Consider the following 22,273-nt stretch of genomic DNA (forward strand, 5'->3'; position numbering starts at 1 on the left):
CTAACCTGATAGGTGTTACATGGCAGGCGCAAAAGAGATTCGCAGTAAGATTGCGAGCATCAAAAGCACGCAAAAGATTACCAGCGCCATGGAAAAAGTGGCGGTCAGCAAAATGCGCAAGGCACAAATGCGCATGGCTGCTAGCCGTCCTTATGCGGAGCGTATCCGCCAGGTTATTGGGCATTTGGCCAACGCCAACCCGGAATACCGCCACCCGTTCATGATCGACCGCGAAGTTAAGCGTGTGGGTTATGTGGTTGTGAGCAGTGACCGTGGTTTGTGCGGTGGTTTGAATACCAACCTGTTCAAGGCTTTGGTCAAGGACATGGCGGTAAACCGTGAAAACGGCGTCGAGATTGATCTGTGCGTGGTCGGCAGCAAAGGTGCGGCATTTTTCCGTAACTTCGGCGGTAACGTCGTCGCTGCTATCAGCCATCTGGGTGAAGAACCGTCGATCAATGATTTGATCGGCAGCGTTAAGGTGATGCTGGATGCTTACCTGGAAGGCCGTATTGACCGCCTGTCCGTGGTATCCAACAAGTTCATCAACACCATGACGCAACAGCCTACTGTGGAGCAATTGATTCCACTGGTGGCGACCCCGGATCAAGAACTCAAGCACCACTGGGACTATCTCTACGAACCGGATGCCAAAGAGCTGCTAGACGGCTTGATGGTGCGTTACGTGGAGTCGCAGGTGTACCAGGCGGTGGTCGAGAACAGTGCAGCTGAACAAGCTGCGCGGATGATCGCAATGAAGAACGCCACTGATAACGCCGGTGACTTGATCAGCGATTTGCAGCTGATCTACAACAAGGCGCGTCAGGCTGCGATCACCCAAGAGATCTCGGAAATCGTCGGCGGCGCTGCCGCGGTTTAACGGTTCAAATATTCAGAGGATCCAGCTATGAGTAGCGGACGTATCGTTCAAATCATCGGCGCCGTGATCGACGTGGAATTTCCACGCGAAAACGTACCGAGCATCTACAACGCGCTGAAAGTACAAAGCGCGGCCGGAACCACTCTGGAAGTTCAGCAACAGCTGGGCGACGGCGTGGTTCGTACCATTGCGATGGGTTCCACCGAGGGCTTGAAGCGCGGTCTGGAAGTCACCGACTCTGGCGCAGCCATCTCCGTTCCAGTAGGTAAAGCTACCCTGGGCCGGATCATGGACGTTCTGGGCAACCCGATCGACGAAGCTGGCCCGATTGACACCGAAGAGCGTTGGGGCATTCACCGCCCAGCACCGTCCTTCGCTGAGCAAGCTGGCGGCAACGACCTGCTGGAAACCGGTATCAAGGTTATCGACCTGATCTGCCCGTTTGCAAAAGGCGGTAAGGTTGGTCTGTTCGGTGGTGCCGGTGTAGGCAAAACCGTAAACATGATGGAACTGATCCGTAACATCGCCATGGAACACAGCGGTTACTCTGTGTTTGCTGGTGTGGGCGAGCGTACCCGTGAGGGTAACGACTTCTACCACGAGATGAAGGATTCCAGCGTACTGGACAAAGTGGCACTGGTTTACGGTCAGATGAACGAGCCGCCGGGTAACCGTCTGCGCGTAGCACTGACCGGCCTGACCATGGCCGAGAAGTTCCGTGACGAAGGTAACGACGTACTGTTGTTCGTTGACAACATCTACCGTTACACCTTGGCCGGTACTGAAGTATCCGCACTGCTGGGCCGTATGCCTTCGGCAGTAGGTTACCAGCCGACTCTGGCTGAAGAGATGGGTACTCTGCAAGAGCGCATCACTTCGACCAAAAACGGTTCGATCACTTCGATCCAAGCGGTATACGTACCTGCGGATGACTTGACTGACCCGTCGCCTGCGACCACGTTTGCCCACTTGGACGCTACCGTCGTTCTGTCCCGTGACATCGCTTCCCTGGGTATCTACCCAGCAGTAGATCCACTGGATTCGACTTCGCGCCAGCTGGATCCGAACGTAATCGGCCAGGAACACTACGACACCGCTCGCGGCGTTCAGTACGTGTTGCAGCGTTACAAAGAACTGAAGGACATCATTGCGATCCTGGGTATGGACGAGCTGTCGGAAACCGACAAGCAGTTGGTATCCCGCGCTCGTAAGATCCAGCGTTTCTTGTCTCAGCCGTTCTTCGTGGCTGAAGTCTTCACTGGCGCTTCGGGTAAATACGTTTCCCTGAAAGACACCATTGCTGGCTTCAAAGGCATCCTCAACGGTGACTACGACCACCTGCCAGAACAAGCGTTCTACATGGTCGGCGGCATCGAAGAAGCGATCGAGAAAGCCAAGAAACTGTAATTCCAGCGCCCGGCAACGGGCGCTAATCAGGTTGAGGCAATCAGATGGCTAATATGATGACAGTCCATTGCGATATCGTCAGTGCGGAAGGAGAAATCTTTTCCGGTCAGGTCGAGATGGTGATTGCGCACGGCAGCCTGGGTGATCTTGGTATCGCTCTGGGTCACGCTCCGCTGATCACTGAACTCAAGCCGGGTCCGATCCGCCTGATCAAGCTGGGCGGGGAATCGGAGGTGTTTTACATCTCCGGTGGTTACCTCGAGGTTCAGCCGAACATGGTCAAGGTTCTTGCCGACACCGTGCAACGTGCTGCCGACCTGGATGAAGCCTCCGCTCAGGAAGCCGTAAAGGCTGCCGAGAAGGCACTGAACGAAAAAGGCGCAGATTTCGATTACGGATCTGCTGCTGCACGTCTGGCCGAAGCCGCAGCTCAGCTGCGCACCGTCCAGCAAATCCGCAAGAAGTTTGGCGGCTAAGCCTCCTGTCTTATTGTGTGATTGATTAAAAAGGGTAGCCTCGGCTACCCTTTTTCTTTTTCCGCGAAATACTTTTTGGTCGCAACCGCTGACCACCCAGGATTGGTAGCCAGTCATGTCTCTCGATATCGTTATTCTCGCCGCAGGTCAGGGCACCCGCATGCGTTCTGCCCTGCCCAAGGTTCTGCACCCCGTGGCAGGCAACTCTATGCTTGGCCATGTTATCCACAGCGCTCGTCAGCTTGAACCGACCCGCATCCACGTCGTCATTGGCCACGGAGCCGAACTGGTGCGTGAACGCCTGGCTGCTGATGACCTGAACTTTGTGCTGCAAGACAAGCAACTGGGTACCGGCCATGCCGTGGCTCAGGCGCTACCATTTCTGACCGCAGAAAACGTGTTGATCCTGTACGGCGATGTACCGCTGATCGAGGTCGAGACCCTGCAACGTCTGCTCAAGCAAGTTGGCCCCGAGCAACTGGGCCTGCTGACTGTCAACCTGGCCGACCCGACTGGTTATGGTCGTATCGTGCGTGATGCGGATGGCAAGGTGTGTGCGATTGTTGAGCACAAGGACGCAACCGAAGCCGAACGTACAATTACCGAAGGCAACACCGGGATCCTCGCCTTGCCGACCCGTCGCCTGGCTGACTGGATGAGCCGTCTGTCGAACAACAACGCACAGGGCGAATACTATCTGACCGACGTTATCGCCATGGCGGTTAGCGATGGTTTGGTCGTGGCCACCGAGCATGCCCTTGACCCGATGGAAGTGCAGGGCGCCAACGATCGTAAACAACTCAGTGAGCTGGAACGTCATTACCAGTTGCGCGAAGCCCGTCGCCTGATGGCCTTGGGTGTGACCTTGCGTGACCCGGCGCGTTTCGATGTGCGCGGTGAAGTCACCGTGGGTCGTGATGTGCTGATCGATATCAACGTGATTCTTGAAGGTCGCGTGGTTATTGAGGACGACGTGGTCATCGGTCCGAATTGCGTAATCAAGGACAGCACCTTGCGCAAAGGTGTTGTGGTCAAGGCCAATAGCCATCTCGACGGTGCCGTGATGGGCGAGAACAGTGATGCCGGTCCGTTCGCTCGTCTGCGCCCGGGCAGTGTGCTGGATGCCCGTGCCCATGTGGGTAACTTTGTCGAATTGAAAAACGCCCACTTGGGTGAAGACGCCAAATGCGGTCACCTGACTTATCTGGGCGATGCCGAGGTCGGACCGCGCACCAATATCGGTGCTGGCACCATCACCTGCAACTACGATGGCGCCAACAAGTGGAAGACCGTGTTGGGCGCTGATGTATTTATTGGTTCGAACAACTCGTTGGTTGCACCTGTGGATATCTCCAACGGTGCTACCACTGCTGCAGGCTCGACCATCAATCAGGATGTTGCCGCGGAGCAACTGGCCGTTGGTCGTGCGCGCCAGCGCAACATTGATGGCTGGAAGCGTCCGGTTAAACAGCCAAAGCCTTGATTTAAAGTTATCCACAGATAGGCGATGATGATTTAAGGTTATTAACAAGTCATCCTATAACTGTTTTAAATCAATAAGTTACCTGAAGCCTTATTCACGCCCTGTGGATAAGGCTTTGTTTTTTGCGGGCTTAAATAAGCGTTTTGGCCAATGAACACAGGCCCATATCGAGTTATTCACAGAAAATAGCCCGCAACATTTTCTTGACGAAGGTTTCGAGATACGGTTTCATTGCTTTCGTTATCTTTCGAAACGAAACTTAAGCCGTTATGTCCAAACGTAATACGCCACAACGCAGACACAACATCCTGGCCATGCTTGCCGAGCAGGGCGAAGTCAGTGTGGATGAACTGGCCAAGCGCTTCGAAACCTCTGAGGTTACGATTCGCAAGGATCTGGCTGCACTCGAAAGTAACGGGCTTTTATTGCGTCGTTATGGCGGCGCGATCACCATGCCGCAAGAACTGGTCAGTGATGTCCCTCAGCCAGTTTCTCTTTATAAGCAAGCCATTGCCCGTGCAGCGGTTGGTCTGATTAAAGAGCATGCGCGCATCATCATCGACAGCGGCAGCACCACGGCCTCGATGATTCCACAACTGGGCCTGCAACCTGGCCTGGTAGTGATGACCAACTCCCTGCACGTCGCCAATGCACTCAGTGAACTGGAACATGAGCCTGTATTGCTGATGACCGGGGGCACCTGGGATCCGCACTCCGAGTCCTTTCAGGGACAGGTTGCCGAACAGGTGTTGCGCTCATACGACTTCGATCAACTGTTCATCGGTGCTGACGGCATAGACCTGCAGCGCGGCACGACAACTTTTAACGAGTTGTTGGGTCTGAGCCGGGTCATGGCTGACGTCGCGCGTGAAGTGATCGTGATGGTCGAGTCGGACAAGATTGGTCGAAAAATACCCAACCTGGAACTGCCCTGGAGCAGCGTCCATACCCTTATTACCGATGATCGCCTGCCCCTTGAGGCACGCGAACAGATTCAGGCCCGGGGCATAACATTGTTATGCGCGGCCCTAAGCTAGGAGAACTTTATGTGTGGAATCGTTGGCGCAGTCGCTGAACGTAATATCACGGCCATTCTGCTGGAAGGCCTGAAACGTCTTGAATACCGTGGTTACGACAGCGCAGGTGTGGCTGTTTTCACCAACAACGGGACCCTGGAACGCATGCGCCGCAACGGCAAAGTGGCCGAGCTGGAACAAGCTCTGGCCGGTGAGCCATTGGCCGGTCGTCTGGGCATTGCCCATACCCGTTGGGCCACCCACGGTGCGCCGTGCGAGCGTAACGCTCACCCGCATTTCTCCGGTTCCGATCTGGCTGTTGTGCACAACGGCATCATCGAAAACCATGAAGCCCTGCGTGAGCAGCTCAAAGGCTTGGGCTATGTGTTTACCTCGGACACTGACACCGAAGTCATTGCCCACCTGCTAAACCACAAACTCAAAGATCACAGCGACCTGACCGAGGCCCTCAAGGCCACCGTTAAAGAGTTGCACGGTGCCTACGGCCTGGCTGTGATCAGCGCCAAGCAACCGGATCGTCTGGTTGCAGCCCGCAGCGGCAGCCCGCTGGTGATTGGCCTGGGCCTGGGTGAAAACTTTCTGGCCTCCGACCAATTGGCACTGCGTCAGGTCACTGACCGTTTCATGTACCTGGAAGAAGGCGATATCGCTGAAATCCGTCGTGACAGCGTGCAGATCTGGGACGTAAACGGTCAGAGCGTTCAACGCGAAGCCGTGCAATACAGCGATGGCGCCGAAGCGGCCGACAAGGGCGAGTATCGCCACTACATGCTCAAGGAAATCCACGAGCAACCAGCAGTAGTTCAACGCACCCTGGAAAATCGCCTGGGTGCTGACCATGTACTGGTTCAAGCTTTCGGTCCACAAGCGAAGGAATTGTTCGCCAAGGTTCGCAATGTTCAGATCGTCGCCTGTGGTACCAGCTACCACGCCGGCATGGTTGCCCGTTACTGGCTCGAAAGCCTGGCAGGCATTCCGTGCCAGGTTGAAGTGGCCAGCGAGTTCCGCTACCGCAAAGTTGTGGTGCAACCGGACACCCTGTTTGTTTCGATCTCGCAATCGGGCGAAACCGCTGACACCCTGGCAGCACTGCGCAATGCAAAAGAATTGGGCTTCCTCGGTAGCCTGGCGATTTGCAACGTAGGTATCAGCTCACTGGTGCGTGAGTCTGATCTGACGCTGCTAACCCAAGCAGGTCGCGAAATCGGTGTGGCTTCTACCAAGGCATTCACCACCCAGCTGGTAGGCCTGTTGCTGCTGACCCTATCTCTGGGCCAGGTGCGCGGCACCCTGGAAGAGGGCGTTGAAGCACAGCTGGTAGAAGAACTGCGTCGTTTGCCAGCGCGTCTGGGCGAAGCCCTGGCGATGGATTCGGTGGTTGAAAAAGTGGCTGAATTGTTTGCCGATAAACATCACACCCTGTTCCTGGGCCGTGGCGCTCAGTTCCCGGTGGCAATGGAAGGCGCACTCAAGCTCAAAGAAATTTCGTACATTCACGCTGAAGCTTACCCGGCGGGCGAGTTGAAGCACGGCCCTCTGGCACTTGTGGATAACGATATGCCGGTTGTGACGGTGGCACCGAACAATGAGCTGTTGGAGAAACTTAAATCCAACCTGCAAGAAGTTCGTGCCCGCGGTGGCGAGCTGATTGTGTTTGCTGATGAACAAGCCGGTATGAGCAACGGCGAAGGCACTCATGTGATCAACATGCCGCATATCCACGATGTGCTGGCGCCGATCCTCTACACCATCCCGCTGCAATTGCTGTCGTACTACGTGGCCGTGCTCAAAGGCACTGACGTGGACCAGCCGCGTAACCTGGCTAAATCCGTGACTGTGGAATAAATCACAGCTGCGGCACTACTCAGTGGTTTTAGAGAGTTAAAACTGTCGCGAATGAAGGGAGCCACTTACGGGCTCCCTTCTTCGACAGATCCCCTTCTTCCAGGTTGCTTGACCAACACTGAGGGAAAGACTCAATTACAGGTGGAAATGGCCCGCAGCCTCTGGCTGGTAAAGCACTTTCCTGATCTCAATCCGGCGGGTTCGATCAGAAATTCGCCAGTCTATGGCGTCCCCCTCCTGATAGCCCAGGATGGCAGCACCAATGTCGGAATACACAGAGTGCTTCCCGGCGTTACTGTCCGCGTCTTCCGGGTAGACCAAGGCCACTTCGATCTCTTCGTCGTCCAGTTGCACTAAAGCCCTGGAGTTCATCGTGACGACATTGCCCGCTACCTGCTGCGGCTTGACGACAATGGCTCGTTCAAGCTCATGTTCGAGCTCAACAACCGTCGGACCTTGCTCCAGAGCGATGAGACTCTCGAGCCTGGCCTTGTCGATTTCAGTGATGTAGATCCTGGTGGAGTCGCCAACGGTACCTTCGCGCAAGAGCTGGAGATAGCGCCCCGCTGCCATGGAAAATGACTTCAATGTGGGCGTTTCGCTTTCAAGCACAAAGCCGCTGCGCAGAAAGGCTTTTACCGAGCGCGTGTTGTCCGGGTGGATCTTGGCGATGAGCTTCTTGGCCCGCATGTCGAGGAAGGCCAGTTTCATGCCTTCGCGGATCGTGCGGGCGCCAAGGTTTCGGCCCCATTTGTCGCTGTCTCCAATGACCAGGACTATCTCGCAATTTGAGCCGGTCTTGATCAGACGGACAAAGCCTACCGGGGCGTCATGCCGGTCATAAGCCATGAAGAATCGGCCACCCTGGTTGAACAGATGGGTCAGGATTGGCAATTGGGTTCTATCAATGGCTTGCTCGATGGAGCGGGAGACATGACGTGAATCGCTCAGATAACAGGTGACGCGCTCATCTTCCAACCAATCCATCAACGTCAACGCATGCGCCCGAGTAACTTCCGGGCACAGCGAAATGAAAGGCTTGTTCATCTTCACCACACTTATTTTCAAGGGATGAAAGCCCTTCATGGCTACGGCCATGACGGTTCTTTCGGCAACCGGCTATTTTAAGACATAACGCAAGTAATGCCGAATGGTCGGGAGAGTTCGGGGATATCTTCGTTTTACCCTTTGATCCGACCCAGAGCCTCGCCGCAAGCAGCGCCAGCAAATGTACGTGGATGTCTTGTGGTTTCTGGGTTGTGGATAACTTCAGCAAGGAGCTGGCATGCTTTACACCAATGCGCTGAAACAATTGGATATGCAGGATATTTCGATCGTCTTGCTGTTGATCGAAAATCGCAGCGCCAAGCGTGTGGCAGAAATGTTGAATCTCAGCCAATCAAGCATCAGTTACAGCCTGAAAAAACTCCGCCACTGTTTCGACGACAAACTCTTCGAGAACACCGACGGCGCCATGCAACCCACGGCACGGGTGCTGGCGATCAAGCCCTATCTGCAAAACATCCTGCAGTGCATCAATCAGTGCGCCAAGGAAGGAGCAGGGCAGGGCACCGCGCTGCGTCAGTGGAATATCACTGCCCCGGAATATTTTGAAATTCTCATGTTGCCTGCATTGTTGCAGCAGGTGCGTTCAACCGGGCGCAACTGGGCGTTGAGTGTGAGCCGCCTGGGCCAGGATTTGCCCATCAATGAGTTATTGGCTTCTGACACCGACGTTTGCTTTGGCTTCGGCCCGGGCTATCACCAACGGCATCCGTTGCTGGGCTATCGCAGCCTTACTGAAGATTCTTTTGTGTGCCTGTCCAGCGTGGCAAAACATCAGGCTAAATCTTTTTTGGATATTGATGAGTTTTGTGACACGCCGCACATATTTCCAACGCCGTGGCTGTCGGAAAAAAACATGGTGGATGGCTGGCTGGAAAAACAGTCGCGGCGTAGAAATATTTTTACCCGGGCCAACTCCTATCACGCCGGGGTCAATGTTTTATTGGCGGTGCCGGCACTGATCGTGATCCCGAAAAAAATAGTGGCGACGTTGAATGTGCCGCCAAACATTAAAGTTCTCCAACCGCCGCCCGGTTTTCCGACTTTCACTCTGGACATGATCTGGAGCCGTGAACGAACCATCCACAGCGACTTTCATGAGCTGGAAGGGTTGATCGAAAAAATAAAAAAATAAATTTCAGGTGCGCAAAATCGCCTGCGGGTGCTGGTGTGCGCTATACATTCCCACTGCTTATCCCGCAGGGTAGGACACGGCCATGAACTGAAAAGGAATTTTCGATGATCAAGCAATTTATCAAACCCGCCCGCACCGGTGCGGTTTTTCTAGTGACTTGCCTGGCGGCTTCCATCGCCTGTGCCAGCGATAAAACCAGTTACCCGGACGCCGCTGCCAGCGACCCGGCGAAGCTGGGCTGGATGGTCGGTGCTCCGCCCCCGCCGGATCGCATCGTGCGCTTTGCCGACGGCAGTTATTTCCAGTTTCCCGCCATGCGCTGGAGTGTTTCCAACTTCCGTCAATTGATGCCTACCACCAATGTCTCCCGTGGCCTGGGTGCGCCCGTGCCGCTGGCCAAAGCCTTGCGCACGGATATCGACGCCTTGACCTTCGTGCCACTGGGCAGCAAGGAGCCGATGACCTGGGAGCAGTCGCTGGCGGCGAACTACACCGACGGCATTGTGGTGCTGCACCGCGGCAAAATTGTTTATGAGCGTTACTTTGGTGTGCTGACCCCCGAGGGCCAGCACGGCGCCATGTCGATGACCAAGTCCGTGGTGGGTACTATGGGCGCGATGCTGGTGGCTGATGGCACGTTGGATGCCAATAAAAAAATTGCTGAGTATGTACCCGAGCTGGCCAAGTCGGCCTTTGGCAACGCCACCCTGCGCCAGGTGCTGGACATGACCACGGGGCTTAAATACAGCGAAGATTATGCCGACCCCAATGCGGAAGTCTGGAAGCATGCCCAGGCGGGCAATCCGCTCCCCAAACCCAAGGACTACACCGGCCCGCAAAGTTATATGGAATATTTGCAGACGGTCGAGCCGGAGGGGGAGCACGGCGAGGCCTTCGCTTATAAAACCGTGAACACCGATGTGCTGGGCTGGGTCATTGCACGAGTGACAGGGCGCAACGTCGCGCAATTGCTCTCGGAAAAAATCTGGCAGCGCATTGGCGCTGAACAATCGGCCTATTTCACCGTGGATTCAATCGGTACCCCGTTTGCGGGGGGTGGTTTGAATACAGGGCTACGGGACATGGCCCGCTTTGGAGAAATGATCCGTAACAATGGTCAGTATCTCGGCAAGCAAATCGTACCCAAGGCGGTTGTCGATGACATTCGTGGTGGCGGCGATAAAGCGGCCTTTGCCAAAGCCGGTTATGACTTGCTCAAGGGCGCCAGCTATCGCGACATGTGGTGGGTGACGCACAACGCGGATGGTGCCTTTATGGCGCGCGGTGTTTACGGTCAGCGCACCTACATTGACCCGAAAGCCGAAATGGTTATTGTGCGTTATGCCTCCAACCCGGTTGCCAGCAACTCGGCTAACGATCCGGTGACTATTCCTGCATTTGAAGCCCTGGCCAAACAGTTGATGACTCACCCGGACTGATAGCGCCAAAAACGCTGGGAGTCGTGCTTGACCGGCTCCCACAACGGTGTTTCGTCGTTTTTAAACCAAGATGAAGAATCCGTAAGCTCGACAAAAGTTTCATCATTTCTGCGATATCGTAACTAGATATTTCATAAGTGAGTGTTTCCATGCGTGTCGATTTAGAGGCAGAGGAGGGCCGGCTCGAGTCTTTGCCTCGTTTCCAAAGCGCCAGCGCACAGGCTCGTCAGCTCTATCTACTGGGGGTAGTGCTGGCAGTCCTGGCGTTGCTGGCGTGGGTGCTGGCATTTTTTATAGGTCTGTTTTCATCGGAATCGCTGTGGCCGGTGCTGCTGGGCAATAACGCAGCAGCCATGCTGGTGCTGGCCGCAGGCGTTCAATCGGCTTACTGGGTGGCGGATTGGCGCAATGACGCACTCAACCCCGCACCACAGGTGGCTGAGGTCGCTCCCGACGAACAGTTGCGTGGCATTGAACGTTTTAACCAGCGGATTGATGCCGGGGCAAAACAGGTGCTGGCCACCATCGGCGCGCCCGTTTTGTGGCTGGCAGGCGTGAGCGGTGTCGCCTGGTGGAGCGTCCAGCACACCTGGAACCTGGCTTTACCCGGTTTGGCTCTGGGAACCTGGGGCAGTGTCGCGGCTGGCATTGCGGTGCTGTGCGCGTTTGCACTGTTAGTGTTCGAACGTTTCCTGGCGCAGCAACACCCTGGCCAATGGCCGGAGGCGCGTTTGCTGGCACCGTTGGTTCGCGTGCCCATCCTCACTTTGCTCCTGAGCGCCGTGTGCCTGATTTTCAGCAGCGACGATGCGGTGTGGCCTGCCCGCCTCGCGGTGCTGACCGGGTTGCTACCTGCTGCCGTGGCTATTGAGCTGATTCTGAGGGCGCTGGCTGCACTGTTCATCCCGCGCCGCGACAAACTAGAACCGCGCATGATCGGGCAAAGCTTTGTCGCTGGCATGTTGCGTTGGCCGCCTCAGCCATTGCTGACGCTGCAGAGCGAATTGCATAACCGGTTCGGCATCGACCTGCGCCAAATCTGGGCTTTTACCTTTATGCGCAAAGCGTTTTTCCCGGTGCTGGCGGTGGTTGCTGCTGTTGGCTGGGTGCTGAGCGGTGTGAGTGAAATCCCGCTGCAAGGTCGAGGGATTTATGAGCGCTTTGGTGAGCCGGTTGAAGTGTTGGGCCCGGGTTTGCACGTGGGCCTGCCATGGCCTTTTGGGCGAGTCCTGGCGGTGGAAAACGGTGTGGTACATGAGTTGGCCACTAGCACAGAATCGACTGTCGATCCGCTACTCACGCCTGCCGATGGTTTACCACCGCTTACCGCCAATCGCCTGTGGGATGCCACCCATGTGAATGACAAGTCCCAGGTGATTGCCAGCGACAGTGGCGACAAACAGGGCTTTCAGATCGTCAATATGGACGTGCGTTTTGTCTATCGCATTGGCCTGAGCGACCACGCCGCCATTGCCGCCACTTATCACAGTGCTGATGTACCGACGCTTATTCGCACTACCGCCAGCCGCATTCTGGTACACGACTTTGCCTCTCGGACGCTTGATGGTGTGCTCGGTGAGCAGCGCAGTGCGCTGGCCGATGATATAGGCCACGCCGTGCAGGCTGATCTGGATGGCCTGGACAGCGGGGTGGAAATTCTTGCCACCGTGGTTGAAGCCATCCACCCACCTGCCGGGGCCGCCAATGCCTATCACGGTGTGCAGGCAGCACAGATCAGCGCGCAGGCCCTGATTGCCCGCGAACGGGGCGCGGCCAGTGAACAAGCCAATGTGGCGCAATTGCAGGCCAGCGTTGCCCTGGATCAAGCCCATGCGCTGGCGCGTGAAATAAATGCCACCGCACTGACAGCTGATCTGCGCTTTGGCGCCGAGCAAAAAGCCTACGCCAGTGCCGGTCATGCGTTCCTTTTGGAACAGTACCTGAGCCAGTTAAGCCAGGGGCTGAACAATGCCCGATTGCTGATCCTCGACCATCGCCTTGGGGGCAGCAGTGCGCCGACCCTCGACCTGCGTTCTTTCACGCTGCCGGCCGATCCTGTCGCGCCGCGTAAAGCTGCTCAGTAAGGAGTCTTCTCTTGTCTCAATCCCACGATCACAGCAGCCATCATCATGGCTGTTCCCACCACGGTCATCACCATCATGACGATACCCTTGAGCCAAGCCCCTTCCCGTGGCGACGCATGGGCTGGGCGGCATTGCTGGTGCTGTTCGCCATCGCCGCGGCGAGCCTGGTGCAAGTACGTTCCGGCGAAGCCACGGTAATTACCCGCTTTGGCAACCCGGCCCGGGTGCTGCTGGAGCCCGGTCTGGGCTGGCGCTGGCCGGCGCCATTTGAAGTCAGCGTGCCGGTGGATCTGCGTTTGCGCACCACCTCCAGCGGCCTGCAGGACGTGGGCACTCGCGATGGTCTGCGGATTATTGTGCAGGCCTATGTGGCCTGGCAGGTGCAGCCCGATGCCGAGAATGTGCAGCGTTTTATGCGCGCCGTACAAAATCAGCCTGACGAAGCAGCGCGGCAGATCCGTACATTTGTGGGGTCGGCACTGGAAACGACGGCTGCCAGTTTCGATCTTTCAAGCCTGGTGAACACCGATGCCAGCCAGGTCAAAATTGCCGACTTTGAAGCGCAATTGCGTCAGCAGATCGAACAGCAATTGCTCAACACCTATGGTGTGCGTGTGCTGCAAGTGGGCGTGGAGCGCCTGACTTTGCCATCGGTCACGCTCACGGCGACGGTTGACCGCATGCGTGCCGAGCGCGAAACCATCGCCACGGAGCGCACCGCCGCAGGCAAGCGCGAAGCGGCGCAAATCCGCTCCGCTGCCGAACGCGATGCGCGCATCCTGCAGGCCGATGCGAGCATCAAGGCCGCGGATATCGAAGCGCAGTCGCGGGTAGAAGCCGCGCAGATTTATGGTCGTGCCTATGCCAGTTCGCCCGCGCTGTACAACGAACTGCGCGCGCTCGATACGCTGGGAACAATGGTTAATCCCGGCACAAAAATTATTTTGCGCACCGATGCCGCACCCTTCCGGGTACTGGTCGATGGCCCGCCGAAGCTGGATGCCAAGGCTGGATCGCAGCCATGAGCCAGGCACCTGATGAAATCAAAGGTGTCAGCAGCCCATGGCAACAGGCGGGGCGACTGGCATTTTTGGGCCTGTACGCGGTGACTGTATTCGCGGCGGTTGCCTGGGGGTTTTCCAATGTGCGTCAGATCGATCCGCAAAATCGTGCCGTGGTATTGCGCATGGGCGCGTTGGACCGTATCCAGAATGCCGGCTTGTTGTGGGCGTGGCCAAAGCCTTTCGAGCAAGTGGTGATCGTCCCCGCAGCAGACCGCGTGAGTGAACGCCGGATTGAAAATCTGCTGCGCTCGGATGTGGCGTTGCAGGCCGATCGAAAAGCTTCGTTCGCCACGCCGGTCAGCGATGCGCTGGCCGGTTCCGGGTATTTGCTGACCGGTGATGCTGGCGTGGTGCAACTGGATGTACGGGTGTTTTACAACGTCACCGAGCCCTATGCGTTTGTGCTGCAAGGTGAGCATGTACTGCCTGCGCTGGACCGGTTGGTGACACGTAGCGCCGTTGCGCTGACCGCCGCCCGCGATCTGGACACGATTCTGGTGGCGCGCCCGGAACTGATCGGCAGCGACAGCCAGGCAGCTGAACGCCGTGAGCGCCTGCGCGGTGATCTGGTGCAAGGCATCAACCAACAACTCGCATCCCTGAGTGCCACCGGGCAGGGTATTGGTTTGCAAGTGGTACGGGTGGATGTGCAATCGAGTTTGCCGGGCCCTGCGGTGAATGCCTTCAATGCGGTACTGACGGCCAGCCAGCATGCGGAGCAAGCGGTGGCTGCAGCGCGCAATGAAGCGGCCAAAGTCACCCAATCGGCCACCCAGCAGGCTGATCGCAGTGTCGAGCAGGCCCAGGCCCAGGCCAGCGAGCGTCTGGCCAAGGCTCAGGCAGATACGTCTACCATCATCAACCTGGCCAAGGTACAGCAGGCCGGCAATGACTCTGGCTTGATGTTGCGCCTGTACCGCGAACGCATGCCCAGGATTCTGGGGCAGGCCGGTTCTGTCACCAGCGTCGATCCCAACGATGATTCCCGCCTGATTATTCAGGGAGCCGAACAATGAATGCGTCTGCCACTCAACCCGCCGTGAGTCTGTTGACGGGTCCCGAACAACGTCGCGCAGCACGCCAACTGACACTGGCCATGCTGGCGCTGGGCTTGTTGGGTTTAGGGCTGGTATGGCGCTGGCTGATGCCCGCGCAAATCGGCGTCAGTCAGTTGCTGCTGGGTTTTGCTTCAATATTGGTGGCCGTGCCGGTCATGCGTTCGGCCTGGTACAGCCTGCGCTACCCGAGCCTGCACGGGATCACCGACCAGTTAATTGCCTTGGCCATGCTCGGCGCCTGGGCCACCGGCGATTTGCTGACGGCGGCTTTGCTGCCGATCATCATGATTTTTGGCCATGTGCTGGAAGAGCGCAGTGTGATTGGCTCCCAGGAAGCGATCCATGCCCTGGGCAAACTGACCCGCAGCCAGGCGCGTTTATTTCAGGCTGACGGCAGTTTGCTGGAAGTCGACAACGCCACCCTTAAAAGCGGCGATCAAGTAGAGGTGCGCGCTGGAGATCGGGTGCCCGCCGATGGTCTGGTACTGGCAGGGCAGGCCAGCCTGGATACGGCCTCTATTACCGGTGAGTCAGTGCCGCTGGAAGTCGGTAGCGGCATGCCGGTCTTTGGTGGGGCCATCAACCTCGATGGTTTACTGCGGGTACAGGTTACCCGCACCGGTGAAGAATCGACATTAGGTAAAGTCATCGCCCTGATGCAAAGCGCCGAGCGCGCCAAGCCGCCGATCACCCGTTTGCTTGAACGCTATGCTGGCAGTTATATGGTGTTGGTGTTGATGATTGCAGCAGTGACCTGGTTTATCACCAACGATGCCCAGGCCATGCTGGCAGTGCTCGTGGCTGCGTGCCCTTGTGCGCTGGTGTTGTCGGCACCGGCGACGGCGATTGCCGGGATTGCCGTGGCGGCGCGTCACGGAATTCTGATCCGTAGTTCGGCGTTTCTGGAAGAGCTGGCAGACCTCAGCTCATTGGTTGTGGATAAAACCGGTACCCTGACCTACGGCACTTTGCGCCTGCAAGCGATCGAAACCGATGTGCTGCACGAGCAACCGCTGCTGCAACTGGCCGCCAGTTTGGGCGCCGCCAGCAGCCACCCGGTGAGCCGGGCGCTGGCCGGGTTGGTGAGCCACGAGCAGATGCTCCCCCTCAATGATGTGCGCGAGCGACAAGGGTTGGGCATTGTGGCCAGCACCGGGCAGGGTGAAGCAGCGTTGGGCCGTCCTGAATTGTTCAGTCAATTGAACATCACCACCAGTGCCGTGCCTGACCACGATGGCCCCATTGCCGGGCTTTCCCTCAATGGCAATTTCCTGGGCTGGCTGTTGCTGGCAGATAGCGTAAAACCCGAAGCCCGACAGGCGTTAAGTGAATTACGTGAACTGGGGCTTGGGCGCCAGGTGCTGCTGACCGGCGACCGCCAGAGCGTGGCCGAGCATTTGGCGCACACTGTGGGCATCAACGAAGTTCAGGCGCAGGCACTGCCCGAAGACAAGCTCGAACGTGTGCTGAGTGAAATCGGCAACGGCTTTCGGCCTATGGTGGTGGGCGATGGTATCAACGATTCGCTGGCGCTCAAGGCCGGTGTGGTGGGGGTTGCCATGGGCGCCGGTGGCGCGGATATCGCGCTGGCGTCATCGGATATCGCGTTGATCGGCAGCGATTTGCGTCGGCTGGGCACCTGCGTGCGCCTGAGCCGTGAGTGCCGGCATACTTTGCAGGTCAATGTGATCATCGGCCTGGGCTGGACCCTGGCGATTGTCGCGGCGGCGGCGTTTGGCTGGCTGGGGGCCGCCGGCGCGATGATCGCCGCGGTGTTGCATAACCTCAGCACATTGCTGGTGCTGGGCAATGCCGGGCGTTTGCTGCGGTTTCATGAACCCCTGCAGCCGTTGAAGTTGGCTTGAAAGTGATTCGGATAAACGGTCGCGCCCGCTCTAGCGTCGACCTCCTGTCCGCGAAGCTGACAGTTTTCGTTATTCGTCTAACCTATAGTTTTGATATCTGAAATGAAGGAGGATTACAGATGCTCGCGCAACTTCCACCGGCCTTACAGAAACTTCAACTTCCATTACGCCTGAGGCTGTGGGACGGGCACGAGTTCAATTTCGGCCCGACGCCCAGCGTCACGATCGTGGTCAAGGACCCGACCCTGGTGGCTCAATTTACCCACCCCAGCCTCGACTTGCTGGGCAGTGCCTTCGTTGAGGGTCGGCTTGAACTGGAAGGCTCTATCAGCGAAGCGATTCGGGTATGCGATGAGTTGAGCCAGGCGCTGGTAGATGATGATGACTACGCCCCGCCACCCCGGGTTTATCACGACAAGGCGACTGACGCCGAGTCCATCTCTTATCACTACGACCTGTCCAATGACTTCTACCAGCTGTGGCTTGATCGCGACATGGCGTATTCCTGTGGTTATTTTGAAACCGGGGAAGAGAGTCTGGACGAAGCCCAGCAAGCCAAGTTTCGTCTGTTATGCCGCAAGCTGCGGCTCAAGCCCGGCGAATACTTGCTGGATGTAGGCTGCGGTTGGGGCGGGCTGGCGCGGTTTGCCGCACGCGAATATGGGGTCAAGGTATTCGGGATTACCCTCAGCAAGGAACAACTCAAACTTGCCCGTGAGCGCGTCAACGCTGAAGGTCTGCAAGACAAGGTTGATCTGCAACTGCTCGATTATCGCGATCTGCCGCAGGATGGCCGGTTCGACAAAATCGTCAGCGTCGGGATGTTTGAACACGTCGGGCACGCCAACCTGCGCGAATACTGCGAAATTCTCTCCAGAGCGGTGCGCGAAGGCGGGTTGGTGATGAACCACGGGATCACTTCCAAGCACACCGATGGCCGCCAGGTTGGTCGGGGTGCAGGGGATTTTATCGATCGTTATGTGTTCCCCAATGGCGAGTTGCCGCATCTGTCGATGATGACTGCCGAAATCAGCGAGGCCGGGTTGGAAGTGGTCGATGTTGAAAGTTTGCGCCTGCACTACGCGCGTACGCTGGAGCATTGGAGCCAGCGCCTTGAGCAAAAACTGGATGCTGCCGCCAAGCAGGTACCGGAGCAGGCCCTGCGGATCTGGCGTTTGTATCTGGCCGGTTGTGCCTACGCCTTTGCCCATGGCTGGATCAACATCGACCAGATTCTGGCGACCAAGCCCCATGCCGATGGCTCGTTGGAGTTACCACCGACCAGGGCGGATATTTACCGCTGAGCGTGGGTTTCCCAGGTGATGGGTTGCGGGTCTTGTATCAGGTTTCTGTCCAGGACGAAGCGCCCATTCTGGAGCCCGATATTTTGATCAACCTTGGCCAGGGCTTTTTGCTCAAACGTCAGTGAGCTTTTGTTGAAAACAAGGTCGTGGCGGGCAACATTGCCGCCCCAGTCCGGTGAGGGGAGGGAGATGTAACTGATGCGGTATTGGTCGTCAGTAAAATCTCCCTCCACTACATACACGCCGTAATGGTTCTCTCCCGGGGAGATGATTTTGTAGAGGCCATTGTCGTAGTAGTACAACACCGCTTCTTCAAAGGGCTTTTCGCTATACATCTTCTTGTAGTGCAGCCGGTGGATAAACGTTGGCTGGCCCACTTCTACGTTGATAAGCGGCGGGGTGTGAGGGGTGTCTTTGGCCTGAGCTGAAGCAAGCGTGCTGATAGTGAAGAGCACACCCATTAACGAGAATCTCATTATTTTTATTCCTTAAACTGAACGGCCCGGGTTATTCCGGGCCATTCAGTTTATGGAATCCTGCTTGACGTTTTTGCCTGCCCTGAGTAATTCAGATCCGTCCTACACAGCTATAAAACCGGTGAAACCAGTCTGGCTATTCGCATGCCCAGTTGCTGCAAACGGTGTGTGGCTTTGATATCGGCATCAGTGATTTCACGGGCCAGTGCGAAGTCATCAAGCAGCATATGCTCGACTTGCCTGGCGAAGTCTTGGTCGACGGTCAGCAGCATGACTTCAAAGTTGAGACGGAACGAGCGGTTGTCCATATTGGCGCTGCCAATGGCGCTGATCTCGTCATCGACCAGAACTACTTTTTGATGCACAAAACCGGGCTGGTAACGGAAGATCCGTACGCCTGCGCGTACTGCCTCGAAGGCATACAGGCTGGATGCGGCGTACACGATTTTGTGGTCCGGGCGTGAAGGTATCAGGATGCGTACATCCACGCCGCGCAGCACGGCGAGCCTGAGCGCGGAAAACACCGCTTCGTCAGGTACAAAGTAAGGGCTGGTAATCCACACCCGTTGATTGGCGGCATGGATAGCTTCAACGAAAAACAGCGAACAGGTTTCGTATGGATCTGCCGGGCCGCTGGCCAGGAACTGGCAGAGCACGCCACCGTCCGGGTAGCTTTGTGGCAGGATCAGGGGCGGCAGTTTGCGTGCGGCCCAGAACCAGTCCTCGGCAAACGACTCCTGCAGGCAGGCCACAACAGGGCCGGTGACTTCCACATGGGTATCGCGCCACGGCGACAGCGGGGGCTTGGCACCCAGATACTCATCGCCAACGTTATGGCCGCCGACAAAACCGCGCACGCCATCCACGACCACCACTTTGCGATGGTTACGGAAGTTGACCTGGAAACGACTGATCCAGCCGCCACGGGTGGCAAACGCATAAGTTTGTACGCCACCTGCGCGCAGGGTCTCGGCATAAACTTTTGGCAAGGCATGGCTGCCGATACTGTCATACAGCAGATGCACCGCGACCCCTTGCGCGGCTTTTTCGAGCAGCAGTGCATGCAGTTTCATGCCCAGGTCATCGTCGTGGATGATAAAAAACTGCACCAGCACCACTTCTCTGGCTGAGCGAATGGCATCGAAAATGGCGTCAAATGTCGCCGTGCCATTGATCAACAGGCGCACGCTGTTGTTGGCCAGGCATGGCATGCGACCCAGTCTGGGCATTGCGCGCAGCGAGGCGTAGGCTTTTGAGCTGCGTGCGGCCAGTGCTTCTTCGACCCACGGGCGCCAGCTCAAATGGGTGATGGCTTCACGCATTTCCTGGTTGGCATCGCGTCGGGCTCGAATGTAATCGTCAAAAGTACTACGGCCAAAGATCAGATACGGGATCAGGGTGAAGTAAGGAATAAAGAACAGCGACATAGCCCAGGCAATCGAGCCCTGCGCAGTCCTGACCGTCAGCACTGCATGCACGGCGGCAATCAGGCCTAAGCTGTGGATTAATAAAATCAGATAACCAAGTACGTGCGGGCCTAGATAATCCATGCGTATCCTTACTCCAAAATGTCTAATGCCAGTACTAACAGACCATGATCTGTTATGAATGTCCTATTTGTTTGCGGGCGCAACACTTGCCCTTTTTTGACGTCTAACGCTGACAATCGCGTAGGAGTTGCTTGATGAATGTTCGTCTGCTTGGGCTGTTCATGGCCTGTGGTTTGTCGATTCCTGTGGCTCAGGCCCAGATGCTGCAACCGGGGCTTTGGGAACTCAGCTCCAGCAATATGCAGGTAGATGGCCAACAGCTGCCTGAACTGCAGGTAATGTTAGGCCAATTACAGAATATGCTGACCCCGGAACAAAAAGCCCAACTGGAAAGCCAGGGGCTGACCATGGCGGGCAAAGGTGTGCGGGTGTGCCTGACGCCCGAGCAAGTGAAGTCAGACAACATTCCGCTGACTGACCCCAAGTCTGGGTGTAACCAGCAGATCACTGAGCGTAGTGGAAATCAGTGGAAGTTTCGCTTTAGTTGTCCAAAAGCCCAGGGCGCAGGTGTGGCAACGTTTGCCAGTGATCGAGAGTTCACCACCCAAGTAAATGGCACCTTCAATGCGACCGGGATACAGCAGAAGGGCAGCATGGATACCCGTGCTGTCTGGTTGGGACAAAACTGTGGAACCGTCAAACCGCGTACTTGATCAGAACTCGTTTTGCAGCGCTTTATAGCCGCGCACCAAATCCACATTGGTGCGCGCTACATCTTCTGAAAACTCCGATGCGCTAACACTCACTGGCGCAAATTGGCTCAGGTCCGTGTTTGGACCGATTCGGGTCGTGGACGGCACATAGAAGTTATCCGGCAGGTCGCGGCCATCCACGACCGAGTTATGCCGCACCACACAGCCATCACCCAACTCGCAATTGAACAGCACACTGTTGAAACCGATAAATACCCTATCGCCAACACGGCATGGCCCGTGAACGATGGAACGATGTGCTATCGAAGTGTTTTCACCAATGATGACCGCCGCGCCGGACTTTGAGTGAATGACCACGCCGTCCTGAATATTTGAATTAGCGCCGATGCTGATCGGTTGCATGCCGCCGTCCTTGTCGACTTCATCGGCGCGGATCACGGCGTACGGTCCGACAAATACGTTTTCGCCGATCACTACTTTGCCGCAAATGATGGCCGTTCTGTCGACATAGGCGGACTCGGCGATTTGTGGCAAGTCGCCTGATGGATTTTTTCGGATCATGGTGTGCTCAATGCGTTGTGCAGGGTGGTGAGGTTGTATTCGAAAAGGCCAAGAAAAGTGCTGGCCGGACCTTCACTGGCTAGGGCATCGGAGTACAGCGTGCCACCAATCTGTGCGCCACTTTCATAGGCAATCTGCTGCAACAGACGCGAGTCTTTAATGTTCTCCATAAATACGGCCCTCACCTTGTCGGCCCGTATCTGACGAATCAGCGAAGCGACTTCAGCGGCCGAAGGTTCGCGCTCAGTGGACAAGCCCTGTGGTGCCATAAAGTCGATGCCATAGGCCTGGCCCAGATAGCCGAAGGCATCATGGGAGGTCACGATACGGCGATTGCCGGCGGGCAGGTTGCCGAGCTCTGTTATGGCCTCGGCTTGCAGTCGATCCAGCTTTTTCAGATAAGCCGCAAGGTTGCGGTTGTAGTACGCCTCATCGGCCGGGTCGGCCTTGATCAGCGCTTGGGTGATGTTGTTCACATACAGTTTTGCGTTTGTCAGGTTGTGCCAGGCGTGAGGGTCGGGGATGGTTTCGCCGTCTTCCTCCATCGTGTGAGCAGCCACTCCTTTGCTGGCAGTCACGATAGCCCCCGGGGTTTCGGTACTGCTCACCAGGCGATCAAGCCAGGGCTCGAACCCCAGGCCATTTTTGATAATGATCTTGGCATTGAGCAGTGCCTTGGCATCGTCCGGGGTGGGCTCATAGGTATGTGCATCCTCATCAGGGCCGACCAGCGCGCTGACGTGCACATGTTCGCCGCCGATTGCCCGGGTCATGTCGCCGAGAATGCTGAAGCTGGCAACGACAGGTATTTTCGGTGTCTGAGCCGCGACGCCAAGGGACAAGCCCATCGCCACGCACATACTGAATATCATGGTTAGAGCACGCATCGTG

At 56.8% G+C, this 22,273-nt stretch carries 19 protein-coding genes; 14 read left to right on the forward strand and 5 right to left on the reverse strand.

What is annotated here, in order from left to right:
* Positions 1-19: 19 nt before the first annotated feature.
* The 6 genes from atpG (at position 20) to glmS (ending at position 7,128) form a co-directional block, all read left to right on the forward strand.
* Positions 20-880 (forward strand): F0F1 ATP synthase subunit gamma, encoded by an 861-nt coding sequence (gene atpG / locus ACP7BE_RS15210; RefSeq protein WP_003438003.1) that lies wholly within the window; start codon positions 20-22, stop codon positions 878-880.
* Between the two features lie 27 nt (positions 881-907).
* Positions 908-2,287 (forward strand): F0F1 ATP synthase subunit beta, encoded by a 1,380-nt coding sequence (atpD, locus tag ACP7BE_RS15215; protein WP_016782877.1) that lies wholly within the window; start codon positions 908-910, stop codon positions 2,285-2,287.
* Positions 2,288-2,343: 56 nt separating this feature from the next.
* Positions 2,344-2,763, forward strand: coding sequence for a F0F1 ATP synthase subunit epsilon (locus ACP7BE_RS15220; RefSeq protein ID WP_029611653.1), 420 nt, complete (start codon positions 2,344-2,346; stop codon positions 2,761-2,763).
* Positions 2,764-2,878: 115 nt separating this feature from the next.
* Entirely contained in the window at positions 2,879-4,246 is a 1,368-nt protein-coding gene (glmU, locus tag ACP7BE_RS15225) for a bifunctional UDP-N-acetylglucosamine diphosphorylase/glucosamine-1-phosphate N-acetyltransferase GlmU (protein ID WP_094999572.1), read from the forward strand.
* 269 nt (positions 4,247-4,515) lie between these two features.
* A complete protein-coding gene (locus ACP7BE_RS15230) occupies positions 4,516-5,283 on the forward strand; it encodes a DeoR/GlpR family DNA-binding transcription regulator (protein ID WP_088378585.1) in 768 nt (255 codons plus the stop codon).
* A 9-nt stretch (positions 5,284-5,292) separates the two neighbouring features.
* Positions 5,293-7,128: a glutamine--fructose-6-phosphate transaminase (isomerizing) gene (gene glmS, locus ACP7BE_RS15235; protein WP_094999571.1), complete on the forward strand. Its 1,836-nt coding sequence runs from the start codon at positions 5,293-5,295 to the stop codon at positions 7,126-7,128.
* Between the two features lie 135 nt (positions 7,129-7,263).
* On the opposite strand, the gene ACP7BE_RS15240 is transcribed toward glmS, so the two are convergent.
* Positions 7,264-8,226 (reverse strand): bifunctional GNAT family N-acetyltransferase/nucleoside diphosphate kinase regulator, encoded by a 963-nt coding sequence (locus ACP7BE_RS15240; protein WP_094999570.1) that lies wholly within the window; start codon positions 8,224-8,226, stop codon positions 7,264-7,266.
* A 187-nt stretch (positions 8,227-8,413) separates the two neighbouring features.
* Between ACP7BE_RS15240 and ACP7BE_RS15245 the strand changes: the two genes are divergently transcribed.
* From ACP7BE_RS15245 to cfaB, 7 genes are all read left to right on the forward strand, one after another.
* Entirely contained in the window at positions 8,414-9,328 is a 915-nt protein-coding gene (locus ACP7BE_RS15245) for a LysR family transcriptional regulator (protein ID WP_095023142.1), read from the forward strand.
* 104 nt (positions 9,329-9,432) lie between these two features.
* Complete coding sequence (locus ACP7BE_RS15250; protein ID WP_095031567.1) at positions 9,433-10,767, forward strand: serine hydrolase domain-containing protein; 1,335 nt, start codon at positions 9,433-9,435, stop codon at positions 10,765-10,767.
* A gap of 149 nt (positions 10,768-10,916) precedes the next feature.
* On the forward strand, positions 10,917-12,851 hold the full coding sequence (hflK, locus tag ACP7BE_RS15255) for a protease modulator HflK (RefSeq protein ID WP_094999567.1): 1,935 nt from the start codon (positions 10,917-10,919) through the stop codon (positions 12,849-12,851).
* An 11-nt stretch (positions 12,852-12,862) separates the two neighbouring features.
* On the forward strand, positions 12,863-13,876 hold the full coding sequence (hflC, locus tag ACP7BE_RS15260) for a protease modulator HflC (RefSeq protein ID WP_094999566.1): 1,014 nt from the start codon (positions 12,863-12,865) through the stop codon (positions 13,874-13,876).
* Entirely contained in the window at positions 13,873-14,931 is a 1,059-nt protein-coding gene (gene hflK, locus ACP7BE_RS15265; RefSeq protein ID WP_094999565.1) for a protease modulator HflK, read from the forward strand. The genes hflC and hflK (ACP7BE_RS15265) overlap by 4 nt, the downstream gene beginning before the upstream one ends.
* The gene (locus ACP7BE_RS15270; protein WP_426106385.1) at positions 14,928-16,838 is read left to right on the forward strand and encodes a cation-translocating P-type ATPase; all 1,911 of its coding nucleotides are present in this window, start codon (positions 14,928-14,930) and stop codon (positions 16,836-16,838) included. Before hflK (ACP7BE_RS15265) ends, ACP7BE_RS15270 begins: the two co-directional genes overlap by 4 nt.
* Positions 16,839-16,957: 119 nt before the next feature.
* Complete coding sequence (cfaB, locus tag ACP7BE_RS15275; RefSeq protein ID WP_088378578.1) at positions 16,958-18,142, forward strand: C17 cyclopropane fatty acid synthase CfaB; 1,185 nt, start codon at positions 16,958-16,960, stop codon at positions 18,140-18,142.
* On the opposite strand, the gene ACP7BE_RS15280 is transcribed toward cfaB, so the two are convergent.
* Both ACP7BE_RS15280 and cls read right to left on the reverse strand, forming a co-directional pair.
* Positions 18,133-18,618 carry a hypothetical protein gene (locus ACP7BE_RS15280; protein ID WP_095017933.1) on the reverse strand — a complete coding sequence of 162 codons (486 nt, stop codon included), beginning with the start codon at positions 18,616-18,618 and terminating at the stop codon, positions 18,133-18,135. The two genes, cfaB and ACP7BE_RS15280, sit on opposite strands and share 10 nt — an antisense overlap.
* 110 nt (positions 18,619-18,728) lie before the next feature.
* Positions 18,729-20,168, reverse strand: coding sequence for a cardiolipin synthase (gene cls / locus ACP7BE_RS15285; RefSeq protein ID WP_094999562.1), 1,440 nt, complete (start codon positions 20,166-20,168; stop codon positions 18,729-18,731).
* A 134-nt stretch (positions 20,169-20,302) separates the two neighbouring features.
* Between cls and ACP7BE_RS15290 the strand changes: the two genes are divergently transcribed.
* A complete protein-coding gene (locus ACP7BE_RS15290) occupies positions 20,303-20,821 on the forward strand; it encodes a DUF3617 domain-containing protein (RefSeq protein WP_016782904.1) in 519 nt (172 codons plus the stop codon).
* Here the strand turns inward: ACP7BE_RS15290 and ACP7BE_RS15295 are convergent, their stop codons facing one another.
* Positions 20,822-21,382 carry a DapH/DapD/GlmU-related protein gene (locus ACP7BE_RS15295; RefSeq protein ID WP_095020592.1) on the reverse strand — a complete coding sequence of 187 codons (561 nt, stop codon included), beginning with the start codon at positions 21,380-21,382 and terminating at the stop codon, positions 20,822-20,824.
* Positions 21,379-22,269 (reverse strand): metal ABC transporter substrate-binding protein, encoded by an 891-nt coding sequence (locus ACP7BE_RS15300; RefSeq protein ID WP_426106389.1) that lies wholly within the window; start codon positions 22,267-22,269, stop codon positions 21,379-21,381. The genes ACP7BE_RS15295 and ACP7BE_RS15300 overlap by 4 nt, the downstream gene beginning before the upstream one ends.
* Positions 22,270-22,273: the final 4 nt, after the last annotated feature.

It is taken from the genome of Pseudomonas sp. TWR1-1-3, assembly GCF_049896805.1.
Lineage (GTDB): Bacteria > Pseudomonadota > Gammaproteobacteria > Pseudomonadales > Pseudomonadaceae > Aquipseudomonas > Aquipseudomonas bubulae.

Coding starts and splice junctions, on each gene's coding strand:
- atpG (WP_003438003.1), top strand. CDS start 20: ATGGCAGGCGCAAAAGAGATTCGCAGTAAGATTGCGAGCATCAAAAGC.
- atpD (WP_016782877.1), top strand. CDS start 908: ATGAGTAGCGGACGTATCGTTCAAATCATCGGCGCCGTGATCGACGTG.
- ACP7BE_RS15220 (WP_029611653.1), top strand. CDS start 2,344: ATGACAGTCCATTGCGATATCGTCAGTGCGGAAGGAGAAATCTTTTCC.
- glmU (WP_094999572.1), top strand. CDS start 2,879: ATGTCTCTCGATATCGTTATTCTCGCCGCAGGTCAGGGCACCCGCATG.
- ACP7BE_RS15230 (WP_088378585.1), top strand. CDS start 4,516: ATGTCCAAACGTAATACGCCACAACGCAGACACAACATCCTGGCCATG.
- glmS (WP_094999571.1), top strand. CDS start 5,293: ATGTGTGGAATCGTTGGCGCAGTCGCTGAACGTAATATCACGGCCATT.
- ACP7BE_RS15240 (WP_094999570.1), bottom strand. CDS start 8,226: ATGGCCGTAGCCATGAAGGGCTTTCATCCCTTGAAAATAAGTGTGGTG.
- ACP7BE_RS15245 (WP_095023142.1), top strand. CDS start 8,414: ATGCTTTACACCAATGCGCTGAAACAATTGGATATGCAGGATATTTCG.
- ACP7BE_RS15250 (WP_095031567.1), top strand. CDS start 9,433: ATGATCAAGCAATTTATCAAACCCGCCCGCACCGGTGCGGTTTTTCTA.
- hflK (WP_094999567.1), top strand. CDS start 10,917: ATGCGTGTCGATTTAGAGGCAGAGGAGGGCCGGCTCGAGTCTTTGCCT.
- hflK (WP_094999565.1), top strand. CDS start 13,873: ATGAGCCAGGCACCTGATGAAATCAAAGGTGTCAGCAGCCCATGGCAA.
- ACP7BE_RS15270 (WP_426106385.1), top strand. CDS start 14,928: ATGAATGCGTCTGCCACTCAACCCGCCGTGAGTCTGTTGACGGGTCCC.
- cfaB (WP_088378578.1), top strand. CDS start 16,958: ATGCTCGCGCAACTTCCACCGGCCTTACAGAAACTTCAACTTCCATTA.
- ACP7BE_RS15280 (WP_095017933.1), bottom strand. CDS start 18,618: ATGAGATTCTCGTTAATGGGTGTGCTCTTCACTATCAGCACGCTTGCT.
- cls (WP_094999562.1), bottom strand. CDS start 20,168: ATGGATTATCTAGGCCCGCACGTACTTGGTTATCTGATTTTATTAATC.
- ACP7BE_RS15290 (WP_016782904.1), top strand. CDS start 20,303: ATGAATGTTCGTCTGCTTGGGCTGTTCATGGCCTGTGGTTTGTCGATT.
- ACP7BE_RS15295 (WP_095020592.1), bottom strand. CDS start 21,382: ATGATCCGAAAAAATCCATCAGGCGACTTGCCACAAATCGCCGAGTCC.
- ACP7BE_RS15300 (WP_426106389.1), bottom strand. CDS start 22,269: ATGCGTGCTCTAACCATGATATTCAGTATGTGCGTGGCGATGGGCTTG.